Here is a 21,026-nt window from a genome sequence, read left to right as displayed (position 1 = left end):
AAACACATCCCGATGAGCTTACACAAGTAAGTGATTCGGGTAAGTGCGCGCAGCTAACAACCCTGCAACGTCAAGGACAAAGAGGATTAGTGCGTTCGCCCTTCAAGCGACTCGACATAAGGTTAAGATGGACGATTCTATGACTGACAAAAAAACTGTACCGCTTTCTGTTCTCGATTTATCACCGATAGCTCAGGGCAAGACGCCACGAGATGCATTTCACGCTTCGCTGGATTTGGCTCAACATGCTGAAAAGTGGGGATATCACCGCTACTGGCTGGCTGAGCATCATAATATGACCGGCATTGCCAGTGCTGCGACCTCTGTGCTAATTGGCTATATTGCCGGTGGCACCAGCACCATCCGCGTCGGTTCAGGTGGTGTTATGCTGCCAAACCATTCGCCATTAGTGATAGCTGAGCAGTTTGGTACCCTCGCCTCGCTGTATCCTAACCGTATCGACCTCGGTCTGGGCCGGGCACCTGGCACTGATCAGCGCACCATGATGGCACTACGCCGACACCTCTCCGGTGAGGTAGATAACTTCCCGTCTGACGTGCGCGAACTGCAAAACTACTTTGCCGAGGTGCAACCTGGGCAAGCAGTCCAAGCGGTTCCCGGTCAAGGTTTGCATGTTCCTCTGTGGCTGCTGGGTTCCAGCCTGTATAGCGCGCAACTGGCAGCGGCTATGGGGCTACCTTTTGCTTTCGCCTCGCATTTTGCGCCAGACATGCTATTCCAGGCGCTTAAATTGTATCGCGAAAACTTCAAACCCTCCGCTCAATGGGCAAAACCTTATGCGATTGTGTGTGTGAATGTCGTCGCCGCAGACAGCCAGCGTGATGCCCGTTTCTTGTTTACCTCGATGCAGCAGCAGTTTGTCAATTTGCGCCGTGGCACACCGGGGCAGCTTCCTCCGCCAGTCGAAGATATGGAGAAAATCTGCTCGCCAGCCGAACAGTTTGGTGTAGACCAGGCGCTGCGTCTGTCCATTATTGGCGATAGGAGCCAAGTCAAACACGGACTTGAGTCATTATTGCGAGAAACTCAAGCTGATGAATTAATGGTGAATGGCCAGATCTTTGATCACCAAGCGAGATTATATTCATTTGAGATAGTTGCCAGCCTGCAACAAGACTTACAACCAGGCGAGCCTCTCTAATCTATTTATATACAATGAATTAGAGATATAATAAAACCAGCTCTAGGGCTGGTTTTATTTTTAACCATAAAGTCATCACAAACTCATCATTGAACTATTTCATTCAGCTAAAAAAATGTATTGAATTTGTTAGATAAAAACAGGTAATAATATAAAGGCCATCAGAGTCGTGAAAATAAACACGTGCTAATCCAATAAACTCTATTTTGGGTTTCCTACCCTTTTCGTTTCGTTCCATTTTTTTAAGAAAAATAAAATCGATGGCTGAAGTGAATCATAATAAAACCAATAACTCGCACAATGGTTTATCGCAAGATACTCGTTTGTGGCAGTTTTTGTGTGCGATGACAGTGCATTACTTTGCCAAGGAAACATCAATTCCTTTCAGGGATCGACTCTTTGCCTATGCATGCTGGGCTAGTCTGACTCAACTTCTGCTTCAGCATCTTTTTTCGCAAAACTAGCGATATTCTGCGCTTTTGTTGCCTCGCATTGCTCTACTGAAATAGTGCCTTTTGTTTTTCTATCTTGATATTCTTTAAATGCCGGGTCCCAAATCCAATTATTTTTAAAGTACTCCCCTTCAGCTAATTTAGCGCAAAGGTCTTCATTATTTAGTGAGGTTACAGGCGTTGAGCATGCAGTAAGAACAAAAGAAAAAAGAGGTATAGCTATATAAGCTTTCATTTTTAGATCCTTATGATAAATAGTTTTTTGTTGCAAAACAAATCTATCACAATGGTATGTAATCTTTCTTAATTTAAAAGAAAACATATGTAAATGGACTATCAATTGTGAATTAATTATGATGCTAAACAATATGCAACTCAAATATCCAATTACAATAAAAAAATATAAGCTGAATTATTTTTATTTCTATTTTGATTAAGAATTGAAAGTAATAGATTATTTCTAATCTTCATTAGGTAAATTCGTCCCAAATATTTTTTGTTATTAGGCAAAATGAGTCCGTTTGATACACATAAAAAAACCAGCCCGAAGGCTGGTTTTTATGTTTAATCATCAAGGATGACTAAGACTTATGCGTCACCGAAACGACGACGAGCAGGTGCTGCAGGCGCTGCGGCATCATCACGACGTGGTGCAGCTGAACGCTGACCATCACGATTGCCACGACGCTGTTCGCCAGCACCAGCAGGAGCACGGTCACTACCGAATGAACGACGAGGAGGAGCACCAGCAGCACCGTCACGGCGTTCGCCACCGAATGAACGGCCAGCACCACCGCCACGACGCTCACCACCACCGTTACCGCCAGCAGGACGCTCACGGCGTTCATGCGGCTGTGCATCACCCAACAGCTGCATGTTCAGCGGCTTGTTCAGGATACGGGTGCGAGTGAAGTGAGATAACATTTCGCCCGGCATGCCTTTCGGCAGTTCGATAGTTGAATGTGAAGCAAACAGCTTGATGTTACCGATGTAACGGCTGCTGATATCACCTTCGTTAGCAATAGCGCCAACGATATGACGAACTTCAACACCATCATCGCGGCCAACTTCAATGCGGTACAGTTCCATCTCACCAACATCACGACGTTCGCGACGTGCTGGACGTTCGCCACCGTCACGGCTGTCAGAACGAGGTTCACGACGGCTGTCATTACGGTCACGACCGCGATCGCTACCACGGTCATCGCGAGTATTGAATTCACGCTGTGGACGACGTGGTGCTTCTGGAGGCAGAATCAGAGGACGTTCGCCTTGTGCCATTTTCAGCAGTGCAGCAGCCAGAGTTTCAATATCAAACCCTTCTTCTGGTTGCAGCTTCGCCAGCAACGCACGGTACATATCCAAATCACTGCTTTCCAGTTGTTGGCCAACTTTAGCCGCAAATTTGGCTAAGCGACGTTCGCCCAGTAATTCAGCGTTTGGCAATTGGACTGGTGGGATAGTCATCTTCATAGTACGTTCAATGTTCTGCAACAGACGACGTTCACGTCTATCAACGAACAGTAATGCACGACCTGCACGACCTGCACGACCGGTACGACCGATACGGTGGACATAAGACTCTGAATCCATAGGGATATCATAGTTTACTACCAGGCTGATGCGCTCAACGTCCAAACCACGAGCCGCAACATCAGTTGCAATCAGAATATCTAAACGACCATTTTTCAGGCGTTCAAGAGTCTGCTCACGTGCAGCCTGATTCATGTCACCATTCAATGCAGCACTGTTATAACCGCTACGTTCCAAAGCTTCAGCCACTTCCAGCGTCGCGTTTTTGGTACGAACGAAAATGATAGCAGCGTCAAAATCTTCAGCTTCCAGGAAACGAACCAATGCATCGTTTTTACGGACACCGTCTACAACCCAATAGCTCTGGCTGATATCAGGACGGGTAGTCATGCTAGACTGAATGCGAACTTCCTGTGGCTCTTTCATAAAGCGACGGGTAATACGACGAATCGCTTCTGGCATAGTGGCAGAGAACAGCGCGGTCTGATGTTCAGCCGGGATCTGCGCCAGAATATTTTCCACGTCTTCGATAAAGCCCATGCGCAGCATTTCATCTGCTTCATCCAACACTAAACCACTCAGGTTGGACAGGTTAAGGGTACCGCGTTTCAGATGGTCTAACAGACGACCTGGGGTACCAACAACAACTTGTGGCCCCTGGCGCAAAGCGCGTAATTGAACGTCATAACGCTGGCCGCCATACAGAGCTACCACGTTAACGCCGTTCATATGTTTAGAGAAGCTAGATAATGCTTCAGCAACTTGAATAGCCAACTCACGAGTTGGAGCCAGTACTAACACTTGCGGTGCTTTCAGGCTTGGATCAATGTTGTGTAACAGCGGCAGACCAAATGCGGCTGTTTTGCCACTACCGGTTTGCGCCATGCCGAGAACATCACGGCCGTTCAACAGGTGTGGAATACACTCCAACTGGATAGGAGATGGTTTTTCATAACCAAGATCGGTCAGAGCAGAAAGAATTGGAGCGGACAGCCCCAGATCAGCAAAAGAGGTTTCAAGCTCAGTAGTCATGTACACGTGCCTCATTAATAATGGCAGCCAGTCTACATAACTCGTCGAGAAAATTTTCAGTCATTTTCATTGAAAAGTGTGAACCGGCTCAAATTAGATTATAAAACGAACAAAAAGGCCATCACCTGTTAGGGTGATTAACGTTGGCAAAAACCAAGGTAGTCAGGCTAATAGTTGTTCGTCAGCTATTGCTGGTCCGATTCCGATAGGTCGTCTTGTTCTTGGCCCAAAAGCGCCAATTCCAACAATGCATAGCGGTGCTCAACAAAGTTATGAACGTTGTTAGCTACCGTCAGTTTGAACAGCGCCGAAGCGGTGTCCTTGTCCCCCAGACTTAGGTAATGTTTACCTAAATAGAAGTCAGTTTCACTGAGATGCTCAGCGAGCGAAGTGTTATCCGTTGCATCTGCCTTAAGCCTTTCCATCAGCGTTTTTTCGCTGATCGTGCCCAGGTAGAATTCGACAATATTCCATCCCCATTGCCCTCTGTCCGATTTTTCATAGCGCTGTTGTAACGCTACTGCCGCTGTCTTGGGATCGATTTCTCTTTCCACTAGATACAGCCACAACGAACGGAAGGGATCATTTGGATCGTCTTGATAAAACGCCTGCAGATCATCCTGCGCCAACGGGAGTCGACCGCCATAATACAGAGCGATACCCCGGTTTAAACGCGCGTAATTGTAAGTTGGATCAAGCTCTAGTACAGAATCAAACGCTTCATAGGCAGCATCAAAATTGCCTGCCTGCGTTAAATAAATGCCCAGATAGTTAAAAACTTCTGGCATATCAGGACGAATAGCTAACGCTTGCGAAAAATCATTTCGCGCTAGTGCCCGTAGCCCGAGGCTATCATACAGCACTCCGCGCTCATATAAAAGCTGTGCGCGCTCATCATCCGTAAGTGCCCGACTTGCAAGGATTTGTTCCATGCGCGCCAGAATCACTTCCTGCTGCAACGTAGGTTGCAACGGGATTGCCAATACCTCGTCTTTACGCCAATCATGGTTGCTGCATCCTGCCAGCATGAGTGCTGTCACAACGTAACACCAGCGCAAGAAAGGCTTCATTTCCTACTCCCGAAGACAAACATTGGATAAATATCCTTTCATCCATTTGTTTAACACAAGAGCATCCTGCCCTCGAGATAACACAGCTCCTCACTCATGAGTAAGGAGCTGTGGAATACTAATTACTCTGCTGCTTCTGGTGCCGGTGCTTCTGCATCAGGAGTAGTCGCTTCTTTCATGCTCAGGCGGATACGGCCTTGGCGATCAACTTCGATAACTTTAACCGGTACTTCCTGACCCATTTGCAGGTAATCAGTCACTTTATCAACACGCTTGTCAGCGATTTGAGAAATATGTACCAAGCCTTCTTTACCCCCGCCGATAGCAACAAATGCACCGAAATCAACGATACGAGTCACTTTACCCGCATAGATACGGTTCACTTCGATTTCAGCAGTAATCTCTTCGATACGACGGATAGCATGTTTCGCTTTATCGCCGTCAGTTGCTGCAATCTTAATGGTGCCATCATCTTCGATTTCAATGGTGGTGCCAGTTTCATCAGTCAGCGCACGAATCACAGAACCGCCTTTACCGATCACATCCTTGATTTTCTCAGGATTGATTTTCATGGTGTAGATACGTGGAGCAAACTCAGAGATATCGCCGCGCGGAGTGCTGATAGCCTGTTCCATAACACCCAGAATGTGCAGACGCGCACCCTTAGCCTGGTTCAGAGCTACCTGCATGATTTCGCGGGTGATACCTTCAATTTTAATGTCCATTTGCAGTGCGGTGATACCGTCACGGCTACCGGCTACTTTAAAGTCCATGTCGCCCAAGTGATCTTCGTCACCCAGAATGTCAGACAGAACAACAAAGTTTTCATCTTCTTTAACCAGACCCATTGCGATACCAGCAACAGCGGCTTTAATCGGCACACCTGCGTCCATCAGGGCCAGAGAAGCACCACAAACAGAAGCCATTGAGGAAGAACCGTTAGACTCGGTGATTTCAGAAACCACACGCACAGTGTAAGGGAACTCGCTCGGGCTTGGCATCACTGCCAACACACCACGTTTCGCCAGACGACCATGGCCAATCTCACGACGTTTCGGTGAACCAACCATACCTGTTTCACCAACAGAATATGGAGGGAAATTATAGTGTAGCAGGAATGAGTCAGTACGCTCACCCATCAGCTCATCAATATTTTGTGCGTCACGTGCAGTACCCAGTGTTGCTGTAACCAGCGCCTGAGTTTCACCACGGGTGAACAACGCAGAACCGTGGGTACGCGGCAACACGCCAGTACGCACATCCAGACCACGGATCATGTCTTTTTCGCGACCATCGATACGCGGTTCGCCACGCAGTACACGGCTACGAACTACGTCTTTCTCAACGCTACCCAGGATATCCTGAATTTCCGCAGCATCTAATGTATCGTCTTGCGCTAACAGCGCTTCAGTCACATCAGCTTTGATAGCATCAACTTGAGTATAACGCTCTTGTTTCTCGGTAATGCGATAAGCATCGCCCAGACGTGCAGCAGCCAGCTCAGCAACGCGCGCATGCAGCGCTTCGTTTACTGGCTCAGCATGCCAATCCCACTTCGGTTTGCCCGCTTCAGCAACCAGAGCGTTGATATTTTCAATCACAACTTGCTGTTGTTCGTGGCCGAAGACAACCGCGCCTAACATTTGATCTTCAGACAAGATGTCTGCTTCTGATTCAACCATCAATACTGCACCCGCAGTACCGGCAACAACCAAGTCCAGACGGCTTTCTTTCAGCTCATCGGTGGTTGGGTTCAGCACATACTGGTCGTTGATAAAACCAACACGAGCAGCACCGATTGGGCCGTTGAATGGAATACCTGACAGGCTCAGCGCAGCTGATGCACCAATCAGTGCCACGATGTCTGGGTTAATTTGTGGGTTAACAGAAACAACAGTCGCAATAACCTGAACTTCATTCAGGAAGCTGTCTGGGAACAGTGGGCGAATCGGGCGGTCAATCAGACGTGAAGTCAGTGTTTCGCCTTCACTTGGGCGGCCTTCACGACGGAAGAAGCTGCCTGGGATACGACCAGCAGCGTAGGTACGCTCCTGATAGTTAACAGTCAGAGGGAAGAAACTCTGGCCTGGTTTAGCTTTCTTTTGGCCAACAACAGTAACGAATACTGCGGTGTCATCCATGCTGACCATAACGGCAGCAGTCGCCTGGCGAGCCATCATGCCAGTTTCAATGGTAACGGTATGTTGGCCGTACTGGAATTTACGAATAATCGGAGTCAGCAAAATAGTATCCTTATACTATGCGGTGCCGGATCGTATTGACGATCTCATCCACCTGTTACTAATACCTTCACACTGCATCCTCGCGACTAATGACAACCCTTAACTCCCATGAGTTAAAGTCTCTCATTAGCCGCGCGAACCTCTGCACCGGAAGATCCTATGTTTTAAAAATATAGAACAACAACAATATACTAACGTATTTTATCATTGCTTCTTAGAAAAAAGGGGCCAATTTGGCCCCTTTCTCCCGAAACTCGCAGACTTAGCGACGCAGACCCAGACGTTCGATCAGGGAAACATAACTCGCTACATCTTTACGCTTCAGGTAGTCCAGCAGCTTACGACGCGTGGATACCATACGCAGCAGACCACGACGACTGTGGTGATCTTTTTTGTGCTCGGAGAAGTGACCTTGCAAATGGTTAATTTGAGCAGTCAACAGAGCAACCTGAACTTCGCTTGAACCGGTGTCATTAGCATCGCGACCGAAGTCAGCAACAATTTTAGCTTTCGCTTCAACACTTAGAGACATGATACAACTCCAAATATATAGATAAATTAAGACAGGCGCCGATCTCTAATTCAGCAACCCAATATGTAAGCCGCACTATTCTACTCTTTGAACTGCGGGATCGCAAGGAAGGCCTTCTGGCCTACGGTGTGTTTCCTGCCGCTACACCTGCTACAACAGGGTTTGCACTATCCACATGTTCTACAACCAAGCGTTTCGGAGCAACGCGGCCATCTTCAGCAATCGTACCGATACCAATGAAATTACGCTCTTCACCCTCAGTGATACGAACCATTCCTTCACCAGGGGCTCCCGCTACATGTACTGGTTGCCCTTGTTTCACATAGGCCGCAACAGCAGGTAACAGATTGACTTCAGGGAAGTTTAATACCGCGCTATCCATCGGTAATAGCAACGCATCCAGTTCAGCATTTGGCGACCGCTCTTCTGCTTGCGCTGTTTCAACAATTGCAGTCAACTGTTCCAATGTCACCATGCGGTCACTTGGATAGGTCGCCACTTGCAACCGACGCAGATAACTCACATGTGCGCCGCAGCCTAGTAATTCGCCCAAATCATCAATAATGGTACGAATATAGGTGCCTTTGGAACAGTGGATTTCCATTTCCAGGTCATTGCCTTCCCAGCGGATAAACAGCAGTTCGTACACGGTAATACTGCGCGCTTCACGTTCTACTTCAATCCCCTGACGGGCATATTCATACAGCGGTTTGCCTTGATGCTTCAGCGCAGAATACATGGACGGCACCTGCTGGCTGCTACCACGGAAACTGTCCAACGCGGCATCCATCTGTGCCTGCGTGACATTAACTTCACGCTCGCTGATTAATGCGCCTTCGGCATCAGAGGTATCTGTGCGTTGACCTAAACGGGCAACCACACGATAGCGCTTATCTGAATCGAGCAAAAATTGGGAAAACTTGGTCGCTTCACCCAAACAGATAGGTAACATACCGGTCGCCAATGGATCGAGTGCACCGGTATGGCCTGCGCGGTTTGCGCTAAAGAGACGTTTTACTTTCTGCAAAACATCATTAGAGGAGAGGCCCAGCGGCTTATCCAATAACAGAACGCCGTTAATGTCACGGCCGCGACGACGTGGACGACCCATTACTTCTCCTCGTCGCTTCCTGGATTAACCTGACGTTCTACATCATTTTTGATGACATTAGTCACCAGGTTAGACATCCGCATCCCTTCAATCAGAGAGTTGTCATAAGCGAAGGTCAGTTCTGGCACGATACGCAAACGCATCGCTTTACCCAGCAGAGTGCGGATATAACCGGAAGCATCTTGCAGCGCTTTAATGCCATTCTTTACTGTATCCGGATCAGCATTGTCAGTTAACACATTCAGGAAGGTCACAAAGACTTTAGCGTAAGCCAAATCACGAGACAGTTCGATGCCTGACACAGTTGCCATGCCAACACGAGGGTCTTTGATTTCGCGCTGTAAGATGAGTGCGATCTCTTTCTGCATTTCCTGTGAAACACGCTGAGAACGGCTGAATTCTTTTGCCATTTGGGATTCTCCAGACAATTTGGGGGGCCAAGGCCCCCCAAATGGATATAAGCAAATCAGAGGTGGTTAAGCGATGGTACGTTTAATTTCGATAATTTCGAAGACTTCGATCACATCGCCAGTACGGACGTCATTGTAGTTCTTAACGCCGATACCACATTCCATACCATTACGGACTTCGTTAACGTCATCTTTGAAGCGGCGCAGAGATTCCAGCTCGCCTTCATAGATAACCACGTTGTCGCGCAGAACACGGATTGGATTATTACGCTTAATCACACCTTCAGTAACCATACAACCAGCAATCGCGCCAAATTTCGGTGATTTAAATACGTCACGAACTTCAGCCAAACCGATAATCTGCTGTTTGTACTCAGGTGCCAACATACCACTCATTGCCTGCTTAACTTCGTCAATCAGGCTATAAATAACTGAGTAGTAACGCAGATCCAGGCCTTCGGTTTCAACAACACGACGCGCTGAAGCATCAGCACGGACGTTGAAGCCAAGGATGATTGCGCCAGAAGCAGCTGCCAATGTTGCATCAGTTTCAGTGATACCACCAACGCCTGAGCCAACAATGCGTACTTTCACTTCATCAGTAGACAGTTTTTCCAGTGAATCACAGATAGCTTCACAAGAACCCTGTACGTCAGATTTGATGACGATGTTCAGTTCAGAAACTTCACCTTCGGTCATGTTAGCAAACATGTTTTCCAGTTTAGATTTCTGCTGACGAGCCAGCTTAACTTCACGGAATTTGCCCTGACGATACAGTGCAACTTCGCGGGCTTTTTTCTCGTCACGAACAACAGTAACTTCGTCACCGGCAGCAGGAACACTGGACAAACCAAGGATCTCAACTGGGATCGACGGACCAGCAGACGTGATATCACGGCCTAGCTCATCACGCATCGCACGCACACGGCCATACTCAAAGCCACACAGTACGATATCACCTTTGTTCAACGTACCTTGTTGAACCAGCACGGTAGCTACAGGGCCACGGCCTTTATCCAAGAAGGATTCGATAACAACACCGCTTGCCATGCCAGTACGAACCGCTTTCAGTTCCATGACTTCAGCTTGCAGCAGAATGGCTTGCAGCAAATCATCGATACCAGTACCCACTTTCGCAGATACCTCAATGAATGGAACATCACCACCAAAATCTTCAGATATAATACCGTGTTGAATCAATTCAGTTTTAACACGATTTGGATCTGCAGCTGGTTTATCGATTTTGTTCACTGCAACCACAACCGGCACGTTCGCCGCTTTGGCATGCTGAATAGCTTCGATAGTCTGCGGCATCACGCCATCGTCGGCTGCAACAACCAGCACCACGATATCAGTCGCTTGAGCACCACGGGCACGCATTGAAGTAAATGCGGCGTGTCCTGGAGTATCCAGGAAGGTGATCATGCCGTTTTCAGTTTCAACGTGATAAGCACCGATGTGCTGAGTAATACCACCGGCTTCACCTGACGCCACTTTCGTGGAGCGGATGTAATCCAGCAGAGAAGTTTTACCGTGGTCAACGTGGCCCATGATGGTCACAACCGGAGCGCGGTGCTCGGCTGCGGCTTCAGCGCCAGTATCACGGTCGCTCATCAGCGCTTCTTCCAGCTCGTTTTCACGACGCAGGATAACTTTATGGCCCATCTCTTCAGCAACCAGCTGTGCTGTTTCCTGATCGATAACCTGGTTGATCGTTGCCATTGCACCCAGTTTCATCATCGCTTTGATGACCTGAGAGCCTTTAACTGCCATTTTGTTGGCCAGTTCAGCAACAGTCACAGTTTCACCGATCACTACATCACGGTTAACGGCGACGACAGGTTTGTTGAAGCTCTGCTGCAATGTGCTTGGCTTACGTTTGCCTTTACGGCCAACAGCACGTGCTTCTTCACGATCAGCTTTAGACTCAGAGAGTTTATTGCCTTTCTTCTGTTTAGTCGCTTTACCACCACGGGTGCGGCTGCGGCGATCACCTTCAACTTTGGCGTCGTTTTCATCTTCCGCGGCGCGCGCATGTTGTGAGGTAGTTACATGGTAATCGGCAGACTCAGTCTGCTCAGCCACAGGTTCTGGCCATTTACCTTCGTTTTCGGCTGCCATTTTACGGGCTTCCTCAGCAACGCGTTTAGCGTCTTCCTCGACCTTACGGCGTGTTTCTTCTTCTACTGAGCGTTTCAGCTCGGCAGCTTCAGCTTCACGGCGTGCTTTATCAGTCTGAGCTGGCTTGGTTTTTTCGTCGGTTTGTTGATTCGTCACTTTTTCTTTTTCCGCTGCTTGGCGCTTAGCTTTTTCAGCGGCCTCACGTTTGGCTTGTTCTTCGGCCGCACGTTTAGCTTTTTCTTCAGCGATTTTCTGCGCTGCTGCTTCCGCTTCACGTTGTGCCTGCTCTTCCGCTTCACGCTGTGCCTGCTCTTCCGCTTTCGCTTGTTCAGCTTCCGGCGTATTTACATAAGTGCGTTTCTTGCGGACCTCGATTTGCACCGATTTACTTTTTCCGCCGGTGCTCGGAATATTCAAGGTGCTACGCGTTTTGCGTTGCAGCGTGAGTTTATTAGGCGCACTACCGTGTTCACGGTTTAAGTGTGCCAGCAATGTTTCTTTTTCTTGCTGGGTAACTGAGTCTACTTCAGACTTCTTGATCCCTGCATCAGCAAATTGCTGTACCAGGCGATCAACTGGAGTCTGAATTTCATCTGCCAGCGATTTTACGGTTACATCTGTCATGCTGTTCCTTCCTGCTACAGTTTATTACGCGTTATCGCCAAACCAACAGATATTACGTGCGGCCATAATCAGCTCGCCGGCTTGCTCATCGCTAAGCCCTTCAATATCTGCCAGATCGTCGATACCCTGCTCGGCAAGATCTTCCAGCGTACACACACCGCGCGCAGCCAATTTAAATGCCATGCTACGTTCCAGACCGGCCAGGTTCAGCAGGTCATCAGCGGGTTTTTGGTCGCCAAGACTTTCTTCTTGTGCCAGGGCCAGCGTGGTCAATGCAGCTTTGGCGCGGTCACGCAGCGCTTCAACCGTATCTTCGTCAAGACCATCGATTTCCAGAAGCTCTTTCATTGGCACGTAAGCCAACTCTTCCAGAGAAGAGAAACCTTCCTCTACCAAAACGGTGGCAAAGTCCTCATCGATATCAAGATATTTGGTGAAGGTATCAATAGCGGCATGAGCCTCGGCCTGATGCTTCGCCTGAAGATCGTCCGCCGTCATTACGTTCAGTTCCCAGCCACTCAGTTGTGCTGCTAAACGTACGTTCTGACCATTACGGCCAATTGCCTGCGCCAGGTTACTGGCTTCAACGGCAACATCCATCGTGTGTTTGTCTTCATCAACCACAATTGACGCAACATCAGCTGGCGCCATGGCATTAATAACAAACTGGGCTGGATTATCATCCCACAATACAATATCAATGCGCTCGCCGCCAAGTTCGCTGGAAACAGCTTGAACACGGGCACCACGCATACCAACACAGGCACCGACTGGATCGATACGTTTGTCGTTGGTTTTAACCGCAATTTTAGCACGCGAGCCAGGATCACGGGCCGCAGCTTTAATTTCGATCAATTCTTCGCCGATTTCTGGCACTTCAATACGGAACAACTCGATCAGCATTTCAGGACGTGAACGGCTGACAAACAGCTGAGCACCACGTGCTTCTGGACGGACATCGTACAAAACACCACGGATACGGTCGCCTGGACGGAAGTTTTCACGCGGTAACATGTCTTCACGGTTAATAACCGCTTCGGCATTATTACCCAGATCCAGTGCAATACTGTCGCGGTTAACTTTCTTAACCGTACCGGTCACAATCTCACCTAAATACTGGCGGAATTGTTCAACAACCATAGCACGTTCAGCTTCACGTACTTTTTGTACGATAACTTGCTTGGCGGTTTGGGTTGTAATGCGGTCAAAAGTGACAGATTCAATCTGATCTTCTACATAATCGCCCAACTGGAGCGAAGGATCTTCGTATTGAGCCGCTTCTAACGTAATTTCGCGGGTTGGCATCGTGACTTCATCAACGGCAACCCAACGACGGAAGGTGTCGAAATCACCAGTTTTACGGTCAATGCTGACGCGAACTTCAATTTCTTGTTCGTATTTTTTCTTGGTCGCTGTCGCTAAAGCGGTTTCCAACGCCTCAAAAATCTTCTCGCGCGGAAGGGATTTCTCATTGGAAACTGCTTCTACAACAGCCAGAATCTCTTTGTTCATCCTAGTTGCCTCATCCAAACTTTAAAAGTGGGGTACCAGGTTCGCTTTCTGGATGTTGCTCAGCGCGAACACTTCATCTTTTCCATCCACAGTAACCGTGATCATTTCACCATCAACGGCTTTGATAATGCCCTGCCATTTACGGCGGTTCTGCATTGCCATACGCAAAACCAGAGTGACTTCTTCACCAAGGTAACGAGTATAGTGCTCAGCAGTGAACATTGGGCGTTCAAGGCCCGGAGAGGAAACTTCTAAGTTGTAAGCGACCGTAATGGGATCTTCTACATCCAAGACAGCGCTGACCTGGTGGCTGACATCAGCACAAGCATCAACAGTGATTCCGTCGTCACTATCAATATAGATTCGTAGCGTCGATTGGCGCCCCCGGATGAACTCAATGCCGACTAATTCATAGCCTAAGGCCTCAACCGGTGCTGAAATTATCTCTGTTAACTTTTGTTCTAATGTGGACAAGCCCACCCCCAAGACATAAAAAAAGGGCCTAATAGCCCAGTGATTCTGCTGTCAAATAACAAAAAACCCCGAAATTCGGGGCTTTATGCAACTGGACCCTGTTTGCCGCAAAGCGGCTTCGGTACAACTTTCTGACAAGTATTTTTTTCAAATTGAAATCGAAAGTATCTGAGGTCTACCGAATACAACATTTGAAAAAAAACACTTTAGGAAAGTGGTTGCGGGGGCCGGATTTGAACCGACGACCTTCGGGTTATGAGCCCGACGAGCTACCAGGCTGCTCCACCCCGCGTCCGAAAACGTGGCAAATATTACGTTGATAACGACAAAAAAGCAAGTTATCTGTCTGATTTGGTACCGAGGACGGGACTTGAACCCGTAAGCCCAATCGGGCACTACCACCTCAAGGTAGCGTGTCTACCAATTCCACCACCCCGGCACTGATTCAAATGGTTGTTTTTACTGTTTAAGTTTTCACAACCACTTTAAAACTTTCTTTCTCGTTCTTACTACTTACTACTTTTGAAACATTACTGCGGGATATCACTACTCGGCTTAGTCGGCGCTACTGGTGCTGTAGTCTGCTCAGCTTTTGCTGGCTGACCCAGATTTTCCCACTCGCTGCCTTTATTGCCCTGGTTGGTGCTCATATTACCCAAAATTAAGCTAATGACGAAAAACAGCGCCGCCAATACAGCCGTCATACGGGTCATAAAGTTACCGGAACCATTCGAACCGAACAGAGTTGCAGAAGCACCTGCTCCGAATGAGGCTCCCATATCCGCGCCTTTGCCTTGCTGTAACATGATCAGAGCAACTAGCCCAATCGAAATCAGCAAGAAAATAACCAGAAGAGCTTCGTACATAGTTGTACCTGTATCCTTGCGGGTTCACCGCATGCCAAATGCTTCTCACCCATCAAGCGGGGACTTATTCACCCACTTAAGCGGGTGTGAATACTAACCAAAGCGTCTAATACACGCAAGGGCAATTTCATTACATGGGTTCATTTGCAGAAAAAAACGCCAAGTTATTCAACTTCAGTGTAATTTACAGGGGAGAGCAGCCTCTCCCTCATCAAAAAAGTCATTAACCTGCGGCTTTCACAGCATCAGCAATCCGATTGGCCATTTCTGCAATCACTGATTCTGCGTCATCGCCCTCAACCATCACTCGGATTAATGGCTCAGTACCTGATTTACGTAACAGGACACGACCACGATCACCCAGTTCTTTTTCAACCTGACGGGTAACTTCTTCGACTTTCTCTGATTTCAGCGGATTATGATCGCCGGAGAAACGCACATTCACCAGGATTTGTGGTAGCAATTTCATACCGCTGCACAAATCATGTAAGGTCATATGGTTACGCACCATTGCTGTCAGCACTTGCAGGCCAGCAACGATACCATCACCGGTGGTGGTTTTATCCAACAGGATCACATGACCGGAGTTCTCAGCCCCAATACGCCAGCCTTTTTCCTGCATAGCTTCCAACACGTAGCGGTCGCCTACTTTGGCGCGAACAAATGGGATACCCAGCTCTTTCAAGGCTAATTGCAGCCCCATATTACTCATCAAAGTGCCGACAGCACCGCCTTTCAGTTGACCCTGACGCAAACCTTCACGGGCAATAATGTAGAGGATTTGGTCACCATCAACCTTGTTACCCAAATGATCGACCATCATCAGCCGGTCACCATCACCATCAAAGGCAAGGCCAACATCTGCCTTCTCTGCAAGAACACGCTCTTGCAGCAAACGGACATCTGTAGCACCGCATTTTTCGTTAATGTTCATACCATCTGGCTCACAGCCAATGGTAATCACGGTTGCCCCTAGCTCACGTAATACACTTGGCGCAATGTGATAAGTCGCCCCATTGGCGCAATCGACCACAATTTTCAGCTCATTCAAACTGAGCTCGCTCGGGAATGTCCCTTTACAAAATTCAATATAGCGGCCCGCAGCATCCACAATGCGGTTAGCTTTACCCAGTTCCGCAGACTCTACGCAAGTGAGTGGTTTTTCCATCTCGGCTTCAATGGCTTCTTCCACATCATCAGGCAATTTAGTGCCATCAATTGAGAAGAACTTGATGCCATTGTCATAGAAAGGATTATGAGAGGCAGAAATAACGATACCGGCTTCTGCACGGAAAGTTCGCGTCAGGTAAGCAACCGCAGGCGTCGGCATAGGGCCGGTAAATGAGGCAGATAGCCCAGCAGCAGCCAAGCCAGCTTCAAGTGCAGACTCCAACATGTAGCCAGAAATACGTGTATCTTTACCAATAATAATTTTACGAGAACCATGTCGAGCCAGAACCTTTCCGGCGGCCCAGCCGAGCTTTAATACAAAATCTGGCGTAATCGGACTGTCACCCACTTTGCCGCGAATGCCATCTGTACCAAAGTATTTACGGTCGCTCATAATTTTTATTCATCCCTTCGCTGAAAGTGTTGCCTCGACGACTCGCATCGCCTCGACAGTTTCTTTGACATCGTGCACCCTGACAATCTGTGCACCTTGCATGGCGGCAATAACAGCACAAGCCACACTACCAATAACCCGCTGTTGTGGCGGAACATTCAGTAGCTGACCGACCATTGATTTTCGTGACATCCCGACCAAAAGTGGCAACTCAAAATGGTGAAGTTCGGCCAAGCGTGCCAGTAGCTGATAATTATGCGCCAGATTTTTACCGAAACCGAAGCCTGGGTCGAGTAACAATTTACTTTTTGCGATACCAGCCGCAATACAGCGGTCAATATGGTGCTTAAAAAACTGATTTACATCGGCCATCAGATCATCGTAATGAGGGGACTGCTGCATACTCTGTGGCTGCCCTTGCATATGCATAAGACACACCGGTAACCCAGTTTTAGCCGCAGCTTCAAGTGCACCAGGCTCTTGCAACGAACGAATATCATTGATGAGATGAGCGCCCGCACGAGCCGACTCGGTGATAACCGCCGCTTTAGATGTATCGACAGATAACCAAACATCAAAACGTTTCGCCAGCGCTTCTACCACAGGCACGACCCGATCAAGTTCTTCTTGTTCACTGACTTCAGTAGCGCCTGGGCGGGTAGATTCTCCGCCAATATCAATCAGCGTAGCACCGGCTGATAACATCCGTTCGGCGTGTTGTAATGCTTTATCAAGATTATTGTGACGCCCACCATCTGAAAATGAATCCGGTGTGACATTCAAGATACCCATTACTTGTGGGCGAGTGAGATCCAAAACCAGATCTCTGGCCGTTAAATGCATGCGTTCGCGCCTTAAAGTGGCAATTCACTTCGATTCTATATCATAGAAAAAGAAAAACCCCGGGCAAGCCCGAGGTTTATATTAATCACAACGCTTTATACTCGGTATACTTCAAGCTGCATGTGCGTTAGCTGCTCTCGTTACTCGGCCCGTCCATGGGCCTCGCCTCGTTGAGGCCACTGCAAGCAGCGTTCAAATCTGCTCCCAGCAGATTTGTCACCCGAATCATTGACTGGCGTCAACTCATCGGGATTCATTCACTTGCCGCCTTCCTGCAACTCGAATTATTTAGAGTATAGATGCCAACAGTAGACTTACTTATCGCCCAATTGTTCTGACATCGTATTGCCTGGCGTTGGTGTATGTGGCTCATCAACCGGCGTAGGTGCCTTTGGCGTACTATCGTTGTCCGTTGATTTAGTCTTGTTCGCATCATCCCAACCCGCTGGCGGGCGAACTTCTTTGCGATTCATCAAGTCATCAATCTGCGGTGCATCAATAGTTTCATACTTCATCAGCGCATCTTTCATGGAATGAAGGACATCCATGTTTTCTAACAGCAATTTACGTGCACGCTGGTAGTTACGCTCAATAAGTAATTTAACTTCCTGATCGATAATACGCGCGGTTTCATCGGACATATGCTTGGCTTTCGCCACTGAACGGCCAAGGAATACTTCGCCTTCTTCTTCAGCATACAGCAACGGCCCCAGTTTCTCGGAGAAGCCCCACTGAGTCACCATGTTACGCGCAATAGACGTTGCCACTTTGATATCATTCGAAGCACCGGTAGAGACTTTTTCCGGGCCATAAATGATCTCTTCAGCAAGACGACCACCATACAAAGTCGAGATCTGGCTTTCCAGTTTCTGACGGCTGGCGCTGATTGCATCACCTTCCGGCAGGAAGAATGTCACACCCAATGCACGACCACGAGGAATAATGGTCACTTTATGTACTGGGTCATGTTCAGGCACCAGGCGACCAATGATCGCATGCCCTGCTTCATGGTATGCCGTTGATTCTTTCTGCGCTTCTGTCATTACCATGGAGCGACGTTCCGCACCCATCATAATTTTATCTTTCGCTTTCTCGAACTCAACCATGGAAACGACGCGCTTGTTACCGCGAGCGGCAAACAGTGCGGCTTCGTTGACCAGGTTGGCCAGGTCAGCACCAGAGAAACCTGGTGTACCACGAGCGATAACAGAAGCATCAATGTCGATATCTAGTGGTACGCGACGCATGTGGACTTTCAGAATCTGTTCACGTCCACGTACATCCGGTAAACCAACCACAACCTGACGGTCGAAACGGCCCGGACGCAGTAACGCTGGGTCAAGAACGTCTGGACGGTTAGTTGCCGCGATGACGATGATGCCTTCATTGCCTTCAAAGCCATCCATCTCAACCAGCATTTGGTTCAGTGTCTGTTCACGTTCGTCATGACCGCCACCCAGACCTGCACCACGCTGACGGCCTACCGCATCAATTTCATCGATAAAGATGATACAAGGCGCGGCTTTTTTAGCCTGTTCAAACATGTCACGGACACGGGATGCACCCACACCAACGAACATTTCTACGAAGTCAGAACCCGAGATGGTGAAGAATGGTACTTTAGCTTCCCCTGCAATGGCTTTCGCCAGCAAGGTTTTACCTGTCCCCGGAGGGCCGACCATCAATACGCCTTTCGGAATTTTACCGCCCAGTTTCTGGAAACGGCTTGGCTCACGTAAGTACTCAACCAATTCACTGACTTCCTCTTTTGCTTCGTCGCAACCCGCCACATCAGCAAAAGAAGTTTTTATCTGATCTTCTGTCAGCATTCGGGCTTTGCTCTTGCCAAAGGACATTGCCCCTTTGCCACCGCCGCCCTGCATTTGACGCATAAAGAAGATCCAGACCCCAATCAGCAACAGCATTGGGAACCAAGAAATAAAGATAGAGGCCAGCAAGCTCGGCTCTTCCGGTGGCTCACCAACAACTTTCACATTTTTAGTCAATAAGGTATCTAACAGCTTTGGATCGTTGACCGGAATGAAAGTCGTATATTTGCTGTTATCTTTCTTACTAACGTTAATTTCACGTCCATTGATACGTGCTTCACGAACCTGATCTTGGGTTACGTCGGACATGAAAGTAGAGTAATCCACTCTACGGCCATTCGATTCGCTGGGTCCAAAGCTCTGGAATACAGACATCAGTACGACTGCAATAACTAACCAGAGAATTAGGTTTTTCGCCATGTCACTCAAGGGATTAACCTCATATTACAACTGTGTTAACAAACAGCGTTAGGGTACTACAGTTTCCGCCCTGTCGCTACAATGTACACTTCACGCGATCGCGCACGAGAAGCGTCTGGCTTACGAATCTTAACTTTCGTAAACAGGGAGCGAATTTCCCGTAGGTATTCATCAAAGCCATCTCCCTGGAACACCTTCACCAGGAAACTTCCGCCTGGTGCAAGTACATCACGACACATATCTAAAGCTAATTCAACCAGATACATTGATTTAGGAATATCGACGGCCGGAGTACCACTCATATTCGGGGCCATATCACACATGACCACCTGAACCTTTTTATCCCCAACACGTTCAAGTAAAGCTTTCAGAACCAGTTCATCACGAAAATCGCCCTGAAGGAAATCGACACCAACGATAGGATCCATTGGTAGAAGATCACATGCGATGACCCGCCCTTTACCACCGATCTGGGTTACAACATATTGGGACCAACCACCAGGTGCTGCGCCTAAATCGACCACAGTCATACCCGGTTTAAAAAGCTTATCGCTCTGTTGTATTTCATCAAGTTTAAACCAGGCGCGGGAGCGTAGCCCCTTTTTCTGTGCCTGAATGACATATTTATCGCTAAAGTGTTCTTGTAACCAGCGACTGGAGCTAGCCGAACGCTTTTTATTAGACATCTCTTTTTCCAACTATCTTAATTAAGAGCCCGCGCATCTCTTGCTTAGCTCGCGTAAACTCCCTCTCGGCGTAGACCGATTTGGTGATACACATGAGATGGCGGTAGAATGAACCGTTTTCAATCCCAACTTAAGCAAAAAAGACGATGAATCTGAATAACAAACAAAAACAACACCTGAAAAGCCTGGCCCATCCGTTAAAGCCAGTAGTGATGCTGGGCAACAACGGGTTAACCGAAGGGGTGCTGGCTGAAATCGAACAAACGCTGGAACATCATGAACTTATCAAGGTGAAGATCACTGCAGAAGAGCGTGAAACCAAAGCCCTAATTGCTGATGCCATCGTGCGTGAGACCGGTGCCGTTAACGTCCAAATCATCGGTAATATTTTAGTGCTCTATCGCCCAGCAAAAGAGCGCAAAATTATTTTACCGCGTTAATGACGCTTGTTTTAGAGAAAAGGTGCCATGCACTTTGTTCTGATAAAAGGCCGCAAGCGGCCTTTTACTTTTCTTTACAACTTCATTTTTTATAAACAATGT

The 21,026-nt window shown here is 48.0% G+C and carries 18 protein-coding genes and 2 tRNA genes; 2 read left to right on the top strand and 18 right to left on the bottom strand.

The genetic code is table 11. From position 1 onward, the window contains the following. Positions 1-139: 139 nt before the first annotated feature. Complete coding sequence (locus QSV56_RS12530) at positions 140-1,162, top strand: LLM class flavin-dependent oxidoreductase (protein ID WP_046695500.1); 1,023 nt, start codon at positions 140-142, stop codon at positions 1,160-1,162. A gap of 417 nt (positions 1,163-1,579) precedes the next feature. Here QSV56_RS12530 and QSV56_RS12525 read toward each other — a convergent pair whose 3' ends face one another. From QSV56_RS12525 to rlmE, 18 genes are all read right to left on the bottom strand, one after another. Continuing rightward, positions 1,580-1,849, bottom strand: coding sequence for a hypothetical protein (locus tag QSV56_RS12525; protein WP_046051701.1), 270 nt, complete (start codon positions 1,847-1,849; stop codon positions 1,580-1,582). A gap of 353 nt (positions 1,850-2,202) precedes the next feature. Beyond that, positions 2,203-4,179, bottom strand: coding sequence for a DEAD/DEAH family ATP-dependent RNA helicase (locus tag QSV56_RS12520; RefSeq protein ID WP_050131067.1), 1,977 nt, complete (start codon positions 4,177-4,179; stop codon positions 2,203-2,205). Beyond that, positions 4,169-4,243 carry a protein YrbN gene (gene yrbN / locus QSV56_RS21970; protein WP_223499600.1) on the bottom strand — a complete coding sequence of 25 codons (75 nt, stop codon included), beginning with the start codon at positions 4,241-4,243 and terminating at the stop codon, positions 4,169-4,171. The genes QSV56_RS12520 and yrbN overlap by 11 nt, the downstream gene beginning before the upstream one ends. A 121-nt stretch (positions 4,244-4,364) precedes the next feature. Then, complete coding sequence (gene nlpI / locus QSV56_RS12515) at positions 4,365-5,249, bottom strand: lipoprotein NlpI (RefSeq protein ID WP_005156264.1); 885 nt, start codon at positions 5,247-5,249, stop codon at positions 4,365-4,367. A gap of 122 nt (positions 5,250-5,371) precedes the next feature. Continuing rightward, on the bottom strand, positions 5,372-7,492 hold the full coding sequence (pnp, locus tag QSV56_RS12510; RefSeq protein WP_005156266.1) for a polyribonucleotide nucleotidyltransferase: 2,121 nt from the start codon (positions 7,490-7,492) through the stop codon (positions 5,372-5,374). A gap of 262 nt (positions 7,493-7,754) precedes the next feature. Beyond that, on the bottom strand, positions 7,755-8,024 hold the full coding sequence (rpsO, locus tag QSV56_RS12505) for a 30S ribosomal protein S15 (RefSeq protein ID WP_005156269.1): 270 nt from the start codon (positions 8,022-8,024) through the stop codon (positions 7,755-7,757). A 121-nt stretch (positions 8,025-8,145) separates the two neighbouring features. Further along, a complete protein-coding gene (truB, locus tag QSV56_RS12500; RefSeq protein ID WP_046051703.1) occupies positions 8,146-9,135 on the bottom strand; it encodes a tRNA pseudouridine(55) synthase TruB in 990 nt (329 codons plus the stop codon). Further along, on the bottom strand, positions 9,135-9,545 hold the full coding sequence (gene rbfA, locus QSV56_RS12495) for a 30S ribosome-binding factor RbfA (protein ID WP_005175393.1): 411 nt from the start codon (positions 9,543-9,545) through the stop codon (positions 9,135-9,137). The genes truB and rbfA overlap by 1 nt, the downstream gene beginning before the upstream one ends. 66 nt (positions 9,546-9,611) lie before the next feature. Then, positions 9,612-12,290, bottom strand: a complete 2,679-nt coding sequence (gene infB / locus QSV56_RS12490; protein WP_005175395.1) for a translation initiation factor IF-2 — start codon at positions 12,288-12,290, stop codon at positions 9,612-9,614. A 24-nt stretch (positions 12,291-12,314) separates the two neighbouring features. After that, positions 12,315-13,802 (bottom strand): transcription termination factor NusA, encoded by a 1,488-nt coding sequence (gene nusA, locus QSV56_RS12485; protein WP_005156278.1) that lies wholly within the window; start codon positions 13,800-13,802, stop codon positions 12,315-12,317. A 21-nt stretch (positions 13,803-13,823) separates the two neighbouring features. After that, positions 13,824-14,276 carry a ribosome maturation factor RimP gene (rimP, locus tag QSV56_RS12480; RefSeq protein WP_005156279.1) on the bottom strand — a complete coding sequence of 151 codons (453 nt, stop codon included), beginning with the start codon at positions 14,274-14,276 and terminating at the stop codon, positions 13,824-13,826. Positions 14,277-14,491: 215 nt separating this feature from the next. Beyond that, positions 14,492-14,568, bottom strand: a tRNA-Met gene (locus tag QSV56_RS12475). 60 nt (positions 14,569-14,628) lie between these two features. After that, positions 14,629-14,715: transfer RNA gene (locus QSV56_RS12470), tRNA-Leu, on the bottom strand. A gap of 91 nt (positions 14,716-14,806) precedes the next feature. Continuing rightward, the gene (secG, locus tag QSV56_RS12465; protein WP_004389230.1) at positions 14,807-15,142 is read right to left on the bottom strand and encodes a preprotein translocase subunit SecG; all 336 of its coding nucleotides are present in this window, start codon (positions 15,140-15,142) and stop codon (positions 14,807-14,809) included. A 223-nt stretch (positions 15,143-15,365) separates the two neighbouring features. Beyond that, a complete protein-coding gene (gene glmM, locus QSV56_RS12460; RefSeq protein WP_005156280.1) occupies positions 15,366-16,706 on the bottom strand; it encodes a phosphoglucosamine mutase in 1,341 nt (446 codons plus the stop codon). 9 nt (positions 16,707-16,715) lie between these two features. After that, entirely contained in the window at positions 16,716-17,549 is an 834-nt protein-coding gene (gene folP / locus QSV56_RS12455; RefSeq protein ID WP_019080688.1) for a dihydropteroate synthase, read from the bottom strand. A gap of 314 nt (positions 17,550-17,863) precedes the next feature. Next, positions 17,864-19,798, bottom strand: coding sequence for an ATP-dependent zinc metalloprotease FtsH (ftsH, locus tag QSV56_RS12450; protein WP_005156284.1), 1,935 nt, complete (start codon positions 19,796-19,798; stop codon positions 17,864-17,866). A 56-nt stretch (positions 19,799-19,854) separates the two neighbouring features. Beyond that, positions 19,855-20,484 (bottom strand): 23S rRNA (uridine(2552)-2'-O)-methyltransferase RlmE, encoded by a 630-nt coding sequence (gene rlmE, locus QSV56_RS12445; protein WP_005175402.1) that lies wholly within the window; start codon positions 20,482-20,484, stop codon positions 19,855-19,857. 146 nt (positions 20,485-20,630) lie between these two features. Between rlmE and yhbY the strand changes: the two genes are divergently transcribed. After that, the gene (gene yhbY, locus QSV56_RS12440; RefSeq protein WP_004389225.1) at positions 20,631-20,924 is read left to right on the top strand and encodes a ribosome assembly RNA-binding protein YhbY; all 294 of its coding nucleotides are present in this window, start codon (positions 20,631-20,633) and stop codon (positions 20,922-20,924) included. Positions 20,925-21,026: the final 102 nt, after the last annotated feature.

It is taken from the genome of Yersinia sp. 22-579 (assembly GCF_030433455.1).
Lineage (GTDB): Bacteria > Pseudomonadota > Gammaproteobacteria > Enterobacterales > Enterobacteriaceae > Yersinia > Yersinia enterocolitica.
Note: the sequence above shows the minus strand (reverse complement) of the source record. Positions and strands in the feature narration are given on the sequence as shown.